Annotated in this window: 14 protein-coding genes and 4 tRNA genes; 14 read left to right on the plus strand and 4 right to left on the minus strand. The window is 48.2% G+C overall.

The features are described from left to right. Positions 1–71 precede the first annotated feature (71 nt). Positions 72–422, minus strand: a complete 351-nt coding sequence (locus A3IK_RS0109730) for an IS5 family transposase (protein ID WP_026220901.1) — start codon at positions 420–422, stop codon at positions 72–74. Positions 423–584: 162 nt separating this feature from the next. Between A3IK_RS0109730 and ligA the strand changes: the two genes are divergently transcribed. The 5 genes from ligA (at position 585) to A3IK_RS0109755 (ending at position 3,079) form a co-directional block, all read left to right on the plus strand. Continuing rightward, the gene (gene ligA / locus A3IK_RS0109735) at positions 585–2,618 is read left to right on the plus strand and encodes an NAD-dependent DNA ligase LigA (protein ID WP_020559799.1); all 2,034 of its coding nucleotides are present in this window, start codon (positions 585–587) and stop codon (positions 2,616–2,618) included. 59 nt (positions 2,619–2,677) lie between these two features. Then, positions 2,678–2,753 (plus strand) — tRNA-Gly (locus A3IK_RS0109740). A gap of 34 nt (positions 2,754–2,787) precedes the next feature. Then, positions 2,788–2,863, plus strand: a tRNA-Gly gene (locus A3IK_RS0109745). A 36-nt stretch (positions 2,864–2,899) separates the two neighbouring features. After that, positions 2,900–2,973 (plus strand) — tRNA-Cys (locus A3IK_RS0109750). Between the two features lie 20 nt (positions 2,974–2,993). Further along, positions 2,994–3,079, plus strand: a tRNA-Leu gene (locus tag A3IK_RS0109755). Between the two features lie 124 nt (positions 3,080–3,203). Here A3IK_RS0109755 and A3IK_RS0109760 read toward each other — a convergent pair. Next, the gene (locus A3IK_RS0109760) at positions 3,204–3,467 is read right to left on the minus strand and encodes a type II toxin-antitoxin system RelE/ParE family toxin (protein ID WP_020559800.1); all 264 of its coding nucleotides are present in this window, start codon (positions 3,465–3,467) and stop codon (positions 3,204–3,206) included. After that, complete coding sequence (locus tag A3IK_RS0109765) at positions 3,454–3,717, minus strand: type II toxin-antitoxin system RelB/DinJ family antitoxin (RefSeq protein ID WP_020559801.1); 264 nt, start codon at positions 3,715–3,717, stop codon at positions 3,454–3,456. Before A3IK_RS0109765 ends, A3IK_RS0109760 begins: the two co-directional genes overlap by 14 nt. A gap of 135 nt (positions 3,718–3,852) precedes the next feature. Here A3IK_RS0109765 and A3IK_RS0109770 point away from each other — a divergent pair, with 135 nt between their 5' ends. The 3 genes from A3IK_RS0109770 to A3IK_RS19100 are packed head-to-tail and all read left to right on the plus strand — an operon-like array spanning position 3,853 to position 5,897. Continuing rightward, complete coding sequence (locus A3IK_RS0109770) at positions 3,853–5,328, plus strand: alpha/beta hydrolase-fold protein (protein ID WP_020559802.1); 1,476 nt, start codon at positions 3,853–3,855, stop codon at positions 5,326–5,328. After that, a complete protein-coding gene (locus A3IK_RS0109775) occupies positions 5,325–5,564 on the plus strand; it encodes a DUF1653 domain-containing protein (RefSeq protein ID WP_020559803.1) in 240 nt (79 codons plus the stop codon). The genes A3IK_RS0109770 and A3IK_RS0109775 overlap by 4 nt, the downstream gene beginning before the upstream one ends. Positions 5,565–5,573: 9 nt before the next feature. Further along, the gene (locus tag A3IK_RS19100) at positions 5,574–5,897 is read left to right on the plus strand and encodes a VOC family protein (protein ID WP_020559804.1); all 324 of its coding nucleotides are present in this window, start codon (positions 5,574–5,576) and stop codon (positions 5,895–5,897) included. Here A3IK_RS19100 and A3IK_RS20310 read toward each other — a convergent pair whose 3' ends face one another. Further along, positions 5,898–6,839, minus strand: coding sequence for a hemerythrin domain-containing protein (locus A3IK_RS20310; protein WP_162596637.1), 942 nt, complete (start codon positions 6,837–6,839; stop codon positions 5,898–5,900). It lies immediately after the preceding gene. 355 nt (positions 6,840–7,194) lie between these two features. Between A3IK_RS20310 and A3IK_RS0109790 the strand changes: the two genes are divergently transcribed. The 6 genes from A3IK_RS0109790 to A3IK_RS0109815 all read left to right on the plus strand — a co-directional run bounded on the left by A3IK_RS0109790 (position 7,195) and on the right by A3IK_RS0109815 (position 15,316). Beyond that, positions 7,195–9,879: a nitrate reductase gene (locus tag A3IK_RS0109790; RefSeq protein ID WP_020559806.1), complete on the plus strand. Its 2,685-nt coding sequence runs from the start codon at positions 7,195–7,197 to the stop codon at positions 9,877–9,879. A 45-nt stretch (positions 9,880–9,924) separates the two neighbouring features. Further along, positions 9,925–10,509 (plus strand): ANTAR domain-containing response regulator, encoded by a 585-nt coding sequence (locus tag A3IK_RS0109795; protein WP_020559807.1) that lies wholly within the window; start codon positions 9,925–9,927, stop codon positions 10,507–10,509. Then, a complete protein-coding gene (locus tag A3IK_RS19110; RefSeq protein WP_020559808.1) occupies positions 10,506–11,705 on the plus strand; it encodes a CmpA/NrtA family ABC transporter substrate-binding protein in 1,200 nt (399 codons plus the stop codon). Before A3IK_RS0109795 ends, A3IK_RS19110 begins: the two co-directional genes overlap by 4 nt. Positions 11,706–11,970: 265 nt before the next feature. Further along, positions 11,971–13,365: a CmpA/NrtA family ABC transporter substrate-binding protein gene (locus A3IK_RS0109805; RefSeq protein ID WP_020559809.1), complete on the plus strand. Its 1,395-nt coding sequence runs from the start codon at positions 11,971–11,973 to the stop codon at positions 13,363–13,365. Between the two features lie 40 nt (positions 13,366–13,405). Continuing rightward, positions 13,406–14,338 (plus strand): ABC transporter permease, encoded by a 933-nt coding sequence (locus A3IK_RS0109810; protein WP_020559810.1) that lies wholly within the window; start codon positions 13,406–13,408, stop codon positions 14,336–14,338. Positions 14,339–14,380: 42 nt separating this feature from the next. Further along, positions 14,381–15,316, plus strand: coding sequence for an ABC transporter ATP-binding protein (locus A3IK_RS0109815; RefSeq protein WP_020559811.1), 936 nt, complete (start codon positions 14,381–14,383; stop codon positions 15,314–15,316). The last annotated feature ends 58 nt before the right edge of the window (positions 15,317–15,374 follow it).

Below are 15,374 nucleotides of genomic sequence, written 5' to 3' on the forward strand. Positions count from 1 at the left end.
AAAGCGTAAGGGATAACCTAATGCATCGGTTAACACATGGATTTTACAACTAAAGCCGCCAACCGAGCGCCCTAGAGCTTCGGCCTCGGCACTACTTTTTTTGCCCCTGCTGCACACGCATGGGCGCGTACCACCGTGCTGTCAATGCAGCCTTCTTGTAGATCTGGTTCGACCTGAACCGCTTGAAAGAGAGCCTCCCATACCCCTAAGGCCGCCCAGCGGTTATAACGCTTAAACACGCTATTCCAGTGACCGTACTCTGGTGGTAAGCTACGCCATTGACTACCTGATCGTAGAATCCACAACACCGCATTCAAAAACAAGCGACAGTGATCAGGGCGTCCGACATAGACACGTGGGTGGTCTTGGAGGACTTGATGAAGTACTTCCCATTGCTCATCGGTCAAAACGTAACGACTCATCTTAACTAACTGAAATTCAGTGCTTTTAGCAAATGATCGTTATAAATGTCAACAGAACCTAGCACTAGGCAGCTTGAGACCGAGCACTACGTTATTATGGCTCTCATTACCTAACAGCAATTATTCTGCTGATTTATTCAATCTACCTATTGAGTTGACACTATGACGGACTCGACTATACAGCACACCATTAATCAGCTACGCGAAGCATTGCGTTATCACAATCAGCGTTATTATGTCCTTGATGATCCAGAAATTTCAGATGCGGAATACGATCAGCTATTCCAAAAATTACAACGACTAGAGCAGGAACATCCTGAGCTAATAACCACAGACTCACCTACCCAACGGGTAGGAGGAGCCGCACTCAGTGGTTTTACTGAGGTTAGGCATTTGCGCCCGATGTTATCACTTGGCAATGTGTTTAATGAGGAGGAATTACTCGCTTTTGATAAGCGTATTCATGAGCGTTTGAAGTTAGAGGCCAAGAGTGATTTAGCTTATGTCGCAGAGCCTAAATTAGATGGTTTAGCAATTAGCTTATTATATCGGGAGGGGGTATTAGAGCGAGCTGCCACACGCGGTGATGGCGAAACGGGAGAGGATGTTACCCAAAATGTACGCACTATTAAAACCCTACCCCTGAAATTATTAGGTAATGACTGGCCTAAGCTTTTGGAGGTGCGCGGTGAAATTTTTATGCCCCGTAAAGGTTTTGAAGCGATTAACCAAAAGCTAGCTACTCAAGGGCAAAAAACCTTTGCTAATCCGCGCAATGCTGCAGCAGGTAGTCTGCGCCAATTAGACCCACAATTAACCGCGCAACGTCCGCTAGCGATTTATTGCTATGCAGTAGGTATTGTGGAAGAGGGGACTATGCCCGCTACCCATTGGCAACAATTGGCTCAATTGAAAGAGTGGGGCTTACCCGTCAGTGATTTGATTGAGCAAGTACAGGGGGTACAAGGCTGCCACGCTTATTTTGCTGCCATGGGCAAAAAGCGTGATCAGTTGCCATTTGATATTGATGGTGTGGTTTACAAAATAAATGACTTGAATTTACAGGAAGCATTGGGATTTGTGAGTCGTGCGCCGCGTTGGGCCATTGCGCATAAATTTCCGGCTCAAGAGCAGGTTACGACGATTGTAGAAGTGGAGTTTCAAGTGGGACGCACGGGGGCGCTGACACCTGTAGCCCGTTTAGAGCCAGTCTTTGTGGGTGGGGTTACGGTCAGTAATGCCACACTACATAATATGGATGAGATTGAGCGTAAAGATATTCGGGTGGGTGATTTTGTCATAGTACGGCGGGCAGGGGATGTGATTCCTGAGGTTGCACGGGTCTTAATCGAGCGTCGTCCACAAAATACCAGACCGATTGAGCTGCCGACAGTGTGTCCTGTATGTCAATCGCATGTTGAGCGTATTGAGGGTGAGGCGGTCGCGCGTTGTACTGGGGGGCTATATTGTACTGCGCAGGTGAAAGAGGCGATTAAGCATTTTGCTTCTCGTCGCGCCCTGAATATTGAGGGATTAGGCGATAAGCTCGTGGAGTTATTGTTTGCCAAGGGTCTGATTAAGCATATTGATGATATTTACCGCCTAGAGGCAGAGCCATTAGCTGCTCTTGAGCGGATGGGAAAGAAATCTGCCGAGAATCTAATTGCTGCCATTGATAAGAGTAAGCAAACAACGCTAGAACGTTTTATTTATGGGTTAGGGATTCGTGAAGTAGGGGAATCCACGGCAAAAGCCTATGCGAAGCATCTGGGTTCGCTAGAGGCATTAATGGCGGCAGATGAGACTGCTTTGCAGACTGTGCCCGATGTGGGGCCTATAGTGGCGGCTCATACCGTGCAGTTTTTTGCTGAAGCCCATAATCGCGAGATCATTCAGCATTTACGTCAATTAGGCGTGAGTTGGAATGATTATGAAGTTCATACCGAAGTGCTAGGGGCATTGGCGGGGCAGGTTATTGTGCTGACAGGGAGCTTTAGCCGCTTAAATCGTGAGGAGGCTAAGGAGCGTTTAGAGGCGCTAGGTGCAAAAGTGTCTAGTAGTGTCTCGGCTAAAACCACGCGCGTCTTTGCTGGTGAAAAGGCTGGCTCTAAATTAGCAAAAGCAGAGAGCTTGAATATACCGATTGCGGATGAGGAGGCGTTGTTAGCCTTGTTGGAAACCACAAAAAATACATAATTTTTTGAGTAGGTGCTTGACAGGTCAGAAGGGCTTCTCTATTATTCGCAGCCTGTTCAGCGGGAATAGCTCAGTTGGTAGAGCATAACCTTGCCAAGGTTAGGGTCGCGAGTTCGAGTCTCGTTTCCCGCTCCAAGTCAAATTGGATTGAACATTTAACACATTATGTGCGGGAATAGCTCAGTTGGTAGAGCATAACCTTGCCAAGGTTAGGGTCGCGAGTTCGAGTCTCGTTTCCCGCTCCACTTAAATAGTTGTTTAAGTAGATAGTTCTGTGTTACGGCTGAATGGCAGAATGGTGATGCAACGGATTGCAAATCCGTCAATTCCGGTTCGATTCCGGACTCAGCCTCCAATCAAACAAAGCCCCTCAATGCCCAGGTGGCGAAATAGGTAGACGCAAGGGACTTAAAATCCCTCGGGTGGTGACACCCGTGCCGGTTCGACTCCGGCTCTGGGCACTTCTTATTCGTAGTTCGATCAACTATTTAGCTCTAAATATATCCTTTAAAAAATCTGACTGGTTAGTCAGTTTCGGGTAGAAATATTATTCTGATGTATTCTGATGTTTAGAGTGAAATAGCGCTAAAGATCCAATTCACTATGACTCCCTAAACGTATTAATTGCAACCTTTGAGCATCTGGCTTGCGGTAGATTAACAATAAATCAGGGTGAATGTGACACTCTCGAAAATCCACCCAATCGCCTGTTAAGGCATGATCACGATAGGATTCTTGCAGGAGTTCATCATTGGCTAACCTCCAGAGCACTTCGATTAACGCATTATCGAGTTCACCATGCCGTCTAAAGTCGCGTTTAAAGGCATTAGTACGTTCAATCTTTCTCATTCAAGTCAGCCATTAAGTCATTAATACTATTAAAGGCTTTTAATTTACCTTCACGCGCCTCTAACATCGCTTGTATGGTTTCAGCATTAGGCTCGTGTAATTCAAAAGGAAAACGATGCTCACGCGCAATCTTGGTCAGCATCAAGCGTACTGCATCAGAGACAGTCAAACCCATAGTAGCGAGTACTTGAGAGGCTTCTTGCTTGATATTTTCATCAATGCGAGTGGTGACAAGAGCATTAGCAGTCATAAGTGTATATCATGTGATTAACAATAATAGAGAGTTTAGCATAATCTGCATACTTTTATAAATTACCTTGTACGCAATTGATTCTCCAGTTCTGAGCCGTTATCTTCTCCTGTATAAATAATCAAGGAGTAGAACATGCCAAATCTGACCCGCCGTGGGTTCATCAAAATCAGCTCAATGGCTGGGGCTGTATTGGCTGGTATTATCGCCGTAGGACAAGCAGGGAAAGTGCAGGCTGCGGGTAACGGTTTGACCGCCGCTAGTTCGGCTATGGAAGACAATAATAGCGGTGTACCAAAGACACCCGGTATTCAGGCGGTTTATGCACTTTGTGAAGTCACGGGCGGCGGGCAGAAGGTTTACGGGATTGCTGTAAAATACGATACCGTGATTGATCCGGCGAGTCTCGCGCTGGATACCTACAACGCTGGGGTAGTGCCTGCTGCCAAAGGTTTCATGCCCGGTATGCCACAGTCTGCCGATAAAAATTCAGGTTCAGAAGCACCCGTTACCCGTCTAGTAGCTACCATCTATACCAATGCTGCCCCTGCCTTACTCAGTAACCAGCAAAGTGTAGCGGGGCAGTATGTGATTGCCGAATTTGCCCATGACCCTGATCTCAGCATTCCGACCACTGACAGTGACAAGGTAGCGATTACCCAAAGCAAGGATATCAAAACGGCTGAAGGTGCCGTTTATGCTGCCAACAATACGGTGTGGGATAATGCTGGGCGACGTGGTAATAATGTGGTGATTCGTGGTGTTGACGATTGGGAGCAAAATCACTGGTGGTGGGATGATGCTCGTGCCACTACCCTCGAATACAGTATTTATCTACCCAAGTCCTTTTTAGCCGCAGGGGGCGAAAATAAAGAATATCCGCTGGTAATAGCCATTACCCATTCAGGGACTAGTTATGACGGTACTTGTGCTGAAACCCTGACCGAGCAATGTATTGCCAGCATTTGGGGTATGCCAGAGCAGCAGGCCGAACATGAATGTGTGGTGATTACCCCGCGCTATGAGCGCACCACTATGAATGACTATTGGGAGCATACTTACGATGTCGAGAATACCTACCGACTGGTAGAGTCCATGCTCAAGAATACTTGGAATTTCGGCAATCCCAATCTAGAAGATCGACGTGACAAGGTGCTGAAGATTGATCCTAAACGGGTCTATTGTACAGGCTGGTCGATGGGGGCAATGACTTCACTTTGGATGATGGCTAAGCATCCTGATACCTTTGCAGCCGGACTGATTATTGCCGGTCAGCAGCGCCCTGCCGATATGGTAGGGCTAGCCAAACAAAAGGCGCTCATCATCACGGGCAGCAAGGACGACAAAGCCACACCTTGGAATGAAAAATGTGTGCCGGTCTGGGAGCAGGCAGGTGCTAAAGTTACTCGTCCGGCTAACTATCTTGATCCGGCTCTTATCTTCCCATTGGATAATCAAAAACAACTCACCGAGCAGGTCAATGGCTATCTCGCGGAGGGCGGGAATATTACCTTCCTGACCTTTGAAGGGATTGATCACATGGCCTCAGCACGTAAGTTTTTCTATATTAAAGCCGCGCGTGATTGGCTATTTAATCAGGTAAAGGCATGAGTACATTAGATCCTCTGCCAACGATTGAGTGTGGTTACTATCAACACTACAAAATGGGTTTATATGAAGTGTTAGGTGTGGCTCGTCACAGTGAAACCTATGAGCCATTGGTTTTGTACCGCCCCTTGTATAATGACTCTGGTCTATGGGTTCGTCCTTATGCAATGTTCTGTAGCACCGTAGAAATTGAAGGAAAAACTGTCCCGCGTTTCAGGCGGGTTGAGGATGGAGTGTAGAATTTTGGCATGCTGACGCTACTAGTTTTACGTTGCGAAGATATTGATAAAACTAAACACTTTTATGAGCAATTAGGGCTGAGCTTTAGGGAAGAAAAGCATGGTACAGGGGCTAGGCATTTTTCTACTATTCTCAACGGTATAGTGCTGGAGTTTTATCCCGCTAGTAGCCACTACTCTGTGGATAAAGCTAGATTAGGTTTTAATCTGCCTAATCTAGCGCAATTACCTTGTTATAACCCAGACCTACTTATTCATAGGGATGAACAGATACTACTAATCATTAAAGACCCCGACGGTAGAACCTTGGAGCTAGGCGATACTATGCACTGATTAATAAGGCAATGGTTCGGCAAGCTCTATCCGTCCCTCACCTTGGCGGGGCAGGCGCACTAGCTCAAGGTCACAAATCTGTGCAGATTCATCCGGTGCGTCGGCCTGAAATAAGGTTAGCGGAATAACGACTAGATGAGGCCAATCGGCTGCAACAAATTGCTGTAACCATGCCCGCCGCTCGGCTTCTGGTTTGCAGGCTAGCAGTGCTTCGGCATTATGGCAGACTAGTCCGCGCTGTTGAGAGCGCTCCCGTAGAATTTGCATCATTTGCTCTAGGCCGAGTTGATCCGCCTGCTCGCGTAGATCTGCCATGATTTCACGGCGAAAATCTAAAAAGCTTAGATTCAGATGCTCAGCTAATTGTTTGATTAGCTCCGGCTGATAGCGGGGAAATAGTACCAGATGACCATTGCTTCTACTTTTGCCCTGAAAATGGGCATCCACTTCATCCAACCAGCCTGCGCGTGAGGCACTAGAGCGCCGCGATGCACGAGCATCTGGAATGGGCTGCTTGCCCAGTGGTTTGAAATCCCGCACTGTTTCCCATTGTTCTGGTGTGAGTACCCCTTCTAAAGCAGGAAACAATTGTTTATCTTCTAGCAGCGTATGATTGCGTAATACCTGAGCAAATTCTGCCAGATCTTCTCTAGCATCGGTTTCACTCAGATTTTCCACTAGGGTACGCAGCAGGCCATGCTCCTTGCCTAACTGAATACACAAAGCGACTTGCTGTTTTTGCTCCAATAGGGGGATAAAAAGAGTCTGCTCCTCGTGCTGCAAATGGGGTTCTAGCTCTCTGATATTATAATCACGCAGCCATTGTACGGTAGTCGCCAGTTCAGCACTGTCGTCACGCTGAACAATCCCGTCCAGCCGGTCGGCTAGTTGCAGGCATTCCACATGTTCCTGTTCAAGTTTCTGCATTGGTCGCTTGCTCACAGCCATCCTCCCTACATTATTACTAATCCATCATCGATACAGCTAGCACATTACGCCCCATAAAGAAGCAGTATGCATCAAGGCAGTACTACAAAATACGGCTAAAACACGATTTAAGCATGGAGAAAACGCAAAAAATATTGTTTTTTATCTGGCATCTTATTTGCATTGTTAATAGTAGCAGGCTGTTCTTGGTTGTCAAAGTTGATACTAAGAGCAGATTAATACGCATCGCTGTGTAGCCTGTTGGGTAATGAAGCCTTGGATCTCGTGTTCTCCCTCCTCAGCCACGAGATTCAGGGCTTTTTTTGTTTTTGTAAGCCAGAGTTGGAAAAAGCGATAACAGGTTAATGCTATGCAAGTAACTAAAACCACCTGTCCTTACTGCGGCGTGGGTTGTGGCGTATTGGTTCGGCAGGACAAGAATCATACGTTTAGTGTCAGCCCCGACCCTGACCACCCCGCCAATCAGGGGCGACTATGTTCTAAAGGGACGGCACTCGCGGAAACGCTAGCGCACCCAGAGCGCCTGCTATATCCCGAAATCGGTACCCAGCGGGTTAGTTGGGATGAGGCTATTGATACAGTCGCAACTCGCTTCCAGAGTATTATCCGTGAGCATGGTGCGGATGCTGTGGCATTTTATGTCTCCGGTCAGCTTCTGACTGAGGATTATTATGTTGCCAATAAGCTAATGAAAGGGTTTATCGGCTCCGCCAATATTGATACCAACTCACGCCTCTGTATGGCTTCGGCAGTAGCTGCTCATAAGCGTGCTTTTGGTGAGGATCTAGTGCCTTGTACTTATGCGGATTTGGACGAGGCTGAGCTGATTGTATTGGTGGGGAGTAATGCCGCATGGTGTCATCCAGTACTGTTTCAGCGCATGGTTAGGGCAAAAAAGGCTAATCCAGCATTGAAGGTCATTAATATCGACCCACGCCGCACCCAGACCAGCGATCTAGCCGATCTACATCTGGGATTAGCCCCAGGTTCTGATACTAGTCTATTCAATGGTCTACTGGTGTGGTTGGCAGATAATGGGCAGATGGCAACCGATTTTATCACCCAAAGCACGAATGGTATTGAGGATGCACTCGCCGCAGCTAGAGATAGTACTCCGCATATCCAAGCGGTGGCAGAACAGTGTCAACTTGATACTGAGCAGCTTGAGCAGTTTTTCCGGTTATTTGGCAGTACGGAAAAGGTAGTAACCGTTTTTTCTCAGGGCATTAACCAATCCTCTAGTGGGACAGATAAGGCCAATGCCATTATCAACTGCCACCTATTAACAGGACGTATTGGTAAGCCCGGTAGGGGGCCGTTTTCCTTTACGGGCCAACCTAATGCTATGGGGGGGCGTGAAGTGGGCGGCCTTGCCAATCAGCTTGCGGCTCACATGGCACTGGAAAACCCAGCTCAGCGTGATTTAGTACAACGCTTCTGGCAATCTCCGCACATAGCGCAAAAGTCGGGTCTTAAAGCGGTGGATCTGTTTGATGCCATTTATGAAGGGCGGGTCAAAGCGGTCTGGATCATGGCCACCAATCCAGCGGTAAGCATGCCAGATAGTACACGAGTAAGAGAGGCATTGGCTCGTTGTGAATGCGTGGTCGTGTCTGATTGTGTGCGCCATACCGATACGGCTGACCTCGCTCATATTCGTCTGCCTGCATTAGGCTGGGGCGAACGTGATGGCACAGTTACCAATTCTGATCGTACCATTTCGCGCCAGCGTCCGTTCTTATCAGCCCCCGGTGAGGCGCGGCAGGACTGGGAAATTCTCACCCAAGTGGCGCAAGAGCTGGGTTTTGGCACTCACTTTCGTTATCAATCTGCCCATGAAGTTTTCTGTGAACATGCTGCGCTATCGGCGTTTGAGAATAATGGTACGCGTTGCTTTGATATTGGCGCTTGGCAGCATTTGAGTCAGGCAGACTACGATGCGCTGTCACCAACACCATGGCCTCTGGATAAAACCAGACAAGGTACACTCCGTCTGTTTAGTGATGGGCATTTTTTTACTCCTTCTGGTAAGGCGCAGTTTGTGAGTGTCACACCACGCTTGCCGCAATCGGTACGCACGCCAGATTATCCTTTTGTGCTTAATACCGGGCGGGTGCGTGATCACTGGCATACTCTGACGCGTACGGGTATTAGCGCACGTCTATCCGCTCACAGCTCTGAGCCTTATGTGGAAATCCATCCCTGTGATGCACGTGACCAAAAGCTTGCTGATGGCGCATTGGCACGACTTTATAATGACAGGGGCGAGTTGCTGCTACGGGTCAAGACTAGTCGTAATCAGCAGCGTGGTAGCCTGTTTGTGCCTATGCACTGGAGTCAGCAATTCAGCACAGGAGCCACCGTAGGACAACTGATTCCACCTATTACCGATCCCGTTTCTGGGCAGCCAGAAAGCAAACATGCCACGGTTGCCATAGCCCCCTATACGCCTAATTGGCATGGTTTTGTGGTTTCAAAACGCAAACTGATATCGGGACTAGCCTCCTCTTTGTCTGAGCGATCAACCCCTATACCCGATCCTATCTATGCTAGCGCGTTCCGGGTTGAGCAGGGTTGGTGCCATGAACTTGCGGGGGTTGGAACTATTGCCGATTGGTCAGTCTTGGCGCGGACTCTGTTCTGCCAAACCGATAGTATGGGGAGCTGGAGCGAATATTCAGATACTGCCTTACAGACCTACCGTGCTGCTCGCTTTGTTAATGATCAGCTTGAAAGCTGCCTGTTTATTAGTACGATTACCCGACCACTACCAGAACGCGCTTGGATTATTAGCCTCTTGGCACAAGACAGTCTGCAACCTGCTGAGCGTATGAACCTGCTAGCGGGCAAAGCACTGCAACCCGGCGAAGATCAGGGACGCACCGTCTGCGCCTGTTTCAATGTGGGGGAAAAACGTATTCGTCGGGCTATTAAGGAGCAGAGTCTCACTACCGTGGAAAGTATTGGTCAGTGCCTACAGGCCGGAACGAATTGTGGTTCTTGTGTGCCGGAGCTTAAGGCCATGCTGGACTGATTTTTGCATGGGAATGCTTATGGTTTATAATTTTGAAAAGTTCCCATGTACAAATTGATGCTGGTTGATAATGATCCCGAACGCTCCGCCAGTCTGGAAGCGGCTTTGCTGAATGCTGGTTGTTACCCGATTATTCGGGTGGGGGCGAATGAAAAACTGCTGCACGCGATAAGCACTCACCAGCCCGATATTGTCCTAATTGATATGCAAAGCCCTGACCGCGATACCTTAGAATCCCTTCGCAGTGTCAACCGTGAAATGCCCAAGCCCATTGTATTCTTCGCAGCCCAAAGTGATATGGAAACTACTCGCGCGGCTATTAATGCGGGAGTTAGCGCCTATATCGTGGATGACCTGCCCAGTAAGCGCTTGAAGTCGGTGCTAGAAGTGGCTATTGCGCGCTTTCAAGAGCATCAGAAGCTAAAAGAAGAGCTGGAGGATTACAAAATCCGTCTACAGGATCGCAAAGATGTGGATAAAGCCAAAGGCATTCTCATGCAGCACCGTAAACTGAGCGAAGAGGAGGCCTATCAGTTGTTACGCAAAATGGCGATGGATCGCAATATGCGTATGGGTGAGGCAGCGCGTAACTTTATGGCAGCCCTAGCACTGTTGGGAGAAATGCCATGAAACGCGAATTACGTATTGGTTTTTTGCCGCTGACGGATTGTGCTATTTTGGTGGCGGCGCAGGAACGGGGCTTTTTTGAAAAATATGGCCTACGGGTGACACTTCAGCGTGAAGTTTCATGGGCTAATATTCGTGATCGGGTTGCTTTTGGCGAGTTGGATGCAGCACATATGCTGGCACCTATGCCCTTGGCGGCGACATTGGGTATTGATGGCTTGGGTATTCCTATGCAGACTGCCCTGAGTCTTGGCCTTAATGGCAGTGCGATCACCTTGAGCACTAAGCTGGTGCAGGACATTCGTTCTCGCTTTCCAGAACATTTACGCAGCAGCCCCTTGCGAGCGACGGGTCTTAAAGCCTTGCTCACTCATGAGCCGGGACGGCGGTTGGTCTTGGGCTGTGTGTATCCATTTTCCCAACATCATTACTTATTGCGTGCTTGGTTACAGGATGCCGGCCTGCAAATTGGATCAGAGGTGGAAATTCAAGTCATTCCCCCTTCGCAGATGGTCAGTGCCTTAGCTAAGGATCAGATTGATGGCTATTGTGCTGGAGAGCCTTGGAATCAGGTAGCAGTACAAAGTGGCATTGGCACGGTGGCGGCGACTAGTTATAGCCTGTGGAATAATGGGCCTGAAAAAGTCTTGGGTGTTACCAGCGCTTGGGCGGAAGCCAATCCTGCAACCTATATGAATTTGTTGTGTGCTCTATTAGAGGCGGCACAGTGGGTGGATGCTAGGCAGCATCGCAAACAGCTAGCCGCATTATTGGCACGTCCACAATATTTGGATACCGCACTGGAGCTGATTTGTGCGCCATTGTTGGGGCATTACCGACATGCTGCGGATGAGCCAGAACGGTTGCTACCGGATTTTAATGTGTTTGCGCGTTATGCGGCTAATTTTCCTTGGCACTCTCATGGGCGTTATTTCTTGCAGCAGATGCAGGCTGCCGGACAACTGCCTCACTCTGTGAAGGATGAGGCGGCCTTATTGGCTGAGGTCTATCGCACGGATTGTTATCGAGAGGCGGCTCATAGTCTGAATTTACCTTACCCTAGTAGCGATGATATGCCGCTAGTGAATTGTACAGCGCCTTGGATATTGCACGAGGCTAGCCAGCCAATAGTTATGGGTAGCAACCATATTGCATTGCACCAATTGAGCGCTTTAGGCACAAAACCAGTGAGTTATTAATGGGTATAGTACCCTTATGGCATAGCTATAAATTTATAAATAATTATTTATAATCAAATATTTATATGTATTAATCTTAATGTGGCATACCACTTGCATTATAACTTATAGACAGTCAATGTGGACTGCCTGAAAGTATCTCCTCCTCCTGCACGCGGTAGTGCGGAAACTTGGGTGAAGCTGCCCTGGTTCTCTTGTCGGGACTCCTCCTCTCCAACCCGATAAGAGAGCCAGGGCTTTTTTATTTGGGAAAAAGGTTCTTGCAATGATGATAACAGTAGATCAAATAGCACGCAGTTTCAGCCTGAAACAGGTCATGCTGGCTTTGGCTTTAAGCATGAGCCTGTTGACCCTGACAGTGGTACAGGCCGATATTGGTGCACCAGAAAAGGAAGAGTTGAAATTTGGCTTTATCAAGTTGACTGATATGGCTCCCTTAGCGATTGCCTATGAAAAGGGCTTTTTTGAGGATGAGGGCTTGTATGTCACCCTAGAAGCACAAGCTAATTGGAAGGTGTTGCTGGATGGGGTGATTGATGGTCAACTCGATGGTGCTCATATGCTAGCGGGACAGCCACTAGCAGCTACCATTGGCTTTGGTACCAAGGCGCATATTGTTACTCCCTTTTCTATGGATCTCAATGGCAATGGCATTACGGTTTCCAATACCATTTGGGAGCAGATGAAACCCAATATTCCCATGCAGGATGGTAAGCCAGTCCACCCTATCAAAGCCGATGCCTTGAAGCCGATTGTGGAAAAATACAAAGCTGAGGGCAAGCCCTTCAATATGGGCATGGTGTTCCCCGTTTCTACCCATAACTATGAGCTACGCTACTGGCTAGCGGCAGGGGGTATCCATCCAGGTTTTTACGACCCTAAAAATGGCGATATCAAGGGGCAGCTTAAGGCGGATGCACTACTATCGGTCACTCCACCCCCGCAAATGCCCGCCACTCTAGAGGCTGGTACTATCTATGGCTATTGTGTGGGTGAGCCTTGGAATCAGCAGGCCGTATTCAAGGGCATTGGGGTGCCAGTGATTACCGACTATGAAATCTGGAAGGATAATCCAGAAAAAGTGTTCGGCCTAACCGATGAATTTACCAAGAAATATCCCAATACTACCGCGCGTATTGTTAAGGCATTGATCCGTGCCGGACATTGGCTGGATGAAAACAATAATGCTAACCGGGCTGAGGCGGTGAAGATTTTGGCTAAGTCGGAATATGTGGGAGCAGATGCTGAAGTGATTGCTAATTCCATGACCGGCACTTTTGAATACGAAAAGGGTGATAAGCGTGAAGTGCCCGATTTCAATGTGTTCTTCCGTTATAACGCTACTTATCCTTATTACTCCGATGCTATTTGGTATCTAACCCAGATGCGCCGTTGGGGGCAAATTGCGGAAGCGCATGATGATGCTTGGTATGAGCAGACCGCCAAGAGTGTCTATCGCCCCGATATCTATGCCATAGCTGCTAAAGAGCTGATTGAAAAAGGTACTCTTAAGGCAGAAGACTTTCCCAATTTTGCCACCGAAACGGGCTATAAGCCTGCCACCAATGCTTTTATTGACGGTAAGACCTATGACGGGCGTAAGCCAAATGAGTATTTGGAACAGTTTGACATCGGCTTGAAGAAAGACGAAAAGATTTAGCAACAGAAAACTACCCACCCTAGTAATACGGGAGATAGCCATGGATACCAAACATAACTTTCAGACCTATATCGCTCCATTGCTCGGCATTCTGGTTTTTCTTGTCATCTGGCAAATCGGTGCGCCTCGCATCCAGACCTCGCTAGGTGCAGTACCAGGCCCCGTACAGGTAGCAGGACAATTTGGTCAGCTAGTCAATGAGCATTGGACTGAGCGCACAAAAGCTAAGGAATTTTATCAACGTCAGGAAGAGCGCAATGCCCAAAAGCTAGCTGAAGACCCACAGGCGGAAGTTAAAATCCGCCCCTATACCGGACGCAAAACCTTTTTCGACCAAATCCTAACCAGTCTAGTGACGGTGATGGTGGGCTTTATACTAGCGGCGCTGATTGCCATACCCTTGGGGATTGCAGCGGGGTTAAGTCCGACCATTTATGCCGCTTTGAATCCACTCATTCAATTGTTCAAGCCCGTATCTCCGCTGGCATGGTTGCCGATTGTGACCATGATTGTCAGTGCGGTTTATTCTGGCAATGATCCGATGCTGGATAAATCCTTTATTAATTCGGCGATTACGGTGCTGTTGTGTTGCCTATGGCCTACCCTGATTAATACCACCGTAGGGGTAGCCAATATTAGTCCAGATCTGCAAAACGTGAGCAAGGTATTACGCCTAAATCGCTGGACTTATATACGCAAGATTGTGCTGCCCTCGGCGATTCCTATGATTTTCACGGGGTTGCGTTTGAGCCTTGGGATTGCGTGGATGGTACTAATCGCCGCAGAAATGTTGGCACAAAATCCGGGTTTGGGAAAATTTGTTTGGGATGAATTTCAAAACGGCAGCTCTGACTCCCTTGGGCGCATTATGGTCGCTGTGCTGGTCATTGGATTGATTGGTTTTGCCCTCGATCGCGGCATGCTGATGCTTCAGCGTAAGGTATCTTGGGATAAAAGCGCGGCTCTGCGCTAACTATTTGGCACTAACCCTTACACCTGTAACGGAGTAATGACTATGACACAGGAAAAAGAACATCTGATCCTTTCACAGGTTTCTATCGACTTTCCAACACCGCAAGGTTCCTTTCGGGCATTGAACAAGGTCAACCTCAAAATCAGCAAGGGTGAATTCGTCTCCATTATCGGTCACTCTGGCTGCGGTAAGTCGACCGTGCTGAATATTGTCGCTGGCCTGTATCAGGCTACCGAAGGCGGGGTGATTTTGGATGGGCGCGAGGTCAATCAGCCAGGGCCGGAGCGAGCGGTGGTATTCCAGAATCATTCATTACTACCTTGGCTCAGTGCTTATGAAAATGTGGAGCTGGCGGTAAAGCAGGTCTTTCGGGGTAAAAAGAGCCGTGCCGAAATGAAGGATTGGATCATGCACAATCTGAAGTTGGTACATATGGATCATGCGATGCACAAGCGTCCGGCTGAAATTTCCGGCGGTATGAAGCAACGGGTCGGGATTGCCCGTGCCTTGGCAATGGAACCGCAGGTGCTGCTATTGGATGAGCCATTCGGTGCCTTGGATGCGCTGACTCGTGCCCATTTACAAGATTCCATGATGGAGATTCAGGCGAATTTGGGCAATACCGTGATTATGATTACTCATGATGTGGATGAGGCGGTACTACTATCTGACCGTATTGTAATGATGAGTAATGGCCCTGCTGCTACCGTGGGCGAGATTCTGGAAGTGAAATTACCTCGCCCCCGTAACCGTGTCGCAATGGCGGAAGATCCAGAATACATCCGCTGTCGTCAGGCTGTACTGCGCTTCTTATATGAGCGTCACGGACGTGCAGAAAAGGCAGAGCAGCCCACGGTAGTTACAGCAGAAACACCTGCTTCCTCCGCGACAGAGTCATCAGTAGCCGCGAGTGAGGAGCCTGCAGCGGTTGGGGCTGCTGTGATTGAAATGAAAAAAAAGCAGCCTAAAGCCGCTTGAGCCATAGGTAGAATTAATAGCGTAGATATATATTAGTCACTGAAAAAACAGATGCTTA

Source organism: Thiofilum flexile DSM 14609, from assembly GCF_000380185.1.
Classification (GTDB): Bacteria; Pseudomonadota; Gammaproteobacteria; order Thiotrichales; family Thiotrichaceae; genus Thiofilum; species Thiofilum flexile.

Excerpts from the sequence above, each read along its gene's own strand:
- A3IK_RS0109730 (WP_026220901.1), bottom strand. The coding sequence starts at position 422 with ATGAGTCGTTACGTTTTGACCGATGAGCAATGGGAAGTACTTCATCAA.
- ligA (WP_020559799.1), top strand. The coding sequence starts at position 585 with ATGACGGACTCGACTATACAGCACACCATTAATCAGCTACGCGAAGCA.
- A3IK_RS0109760 (WP_020559800.1), bottom strand. The coding sequence starts at position 3,467 with ATGAGAAAGATTGAACGTACTAATGCCTTTAAACGCGACTTTAGACGG.
- A3IK_RS0109765 (WP_020559801.1), bottom strand. The coding sequence starts at position 3,717 with ATGACTGCTAATGCTCTTGTCACCACTCGCATTGATGAAAATATCAAG.
- A3IK_RS0109770 (WP_020559802.1), top strand. The coding sequence starts at position 3,853 with ATGCCAAATCTGACCCGCCGTGGGTTCATCAAAATCAGCTCAATGGCT.
- A3IK_RS0109775 (WP_020559803.1), top strand. The coding sequence starts at position 5,325 with ATGAGTACATTAGATCCTCTGCCAACGATTGAGTGTGGTTACTATCAA.
- A3IK_RS19100 (WP_020559804.1), top strand. The coding sequence starts at position 5,574 with ATGCTGACGCTACTAGTTTTACGTTGCGAAGATATTGATAAAACTAAA.
- A3IK_RS0109790 (WP_020559806.1), top strand. The coding sequence starts at position 7,195 with ATGCAAGTAACTAAAACCACCTGTCCTTACTGCGGCGTGGGTTGTGGC.
- A3IK_RS0109795 (WP_020559807.1), top strand. The coding sequence starts at position 9,925 with ATGTACAAATTGATGCTGGTTGATAATGATCCCGAACGCTCCGCCAGT.
- A3IK_RS19110 (WP_020559808.1), top strand. The coding sequence starts at position 10,506 with ATGAAACGCGAATTACGTATTGGTTTTTTGCCGCTGACGGATTGTGCT.
- A3IK_RS0109805 (WP_020559809.1), top strand. The coding sequence starts at position 11,971 with ATGATGATAACAGTAGATCAAATAGCACGCAGTTTCAGCCTGAAACAG.
- A3IK_RS0109810 (WP_020559810.1), top strand. The coding sequence starts at position 13,406 with ATGGATACCAAACATAACTTTCAGACCTATATCGCTCCATTGCTCGGC.
- A3IK_RS0109815 (WP_020559811.1), top strand. The coding sequence starts at position 14,381 with ATGACACAGGAAAAAGAACATCTGATCCTTTCACAGGTTTCTATCGAC.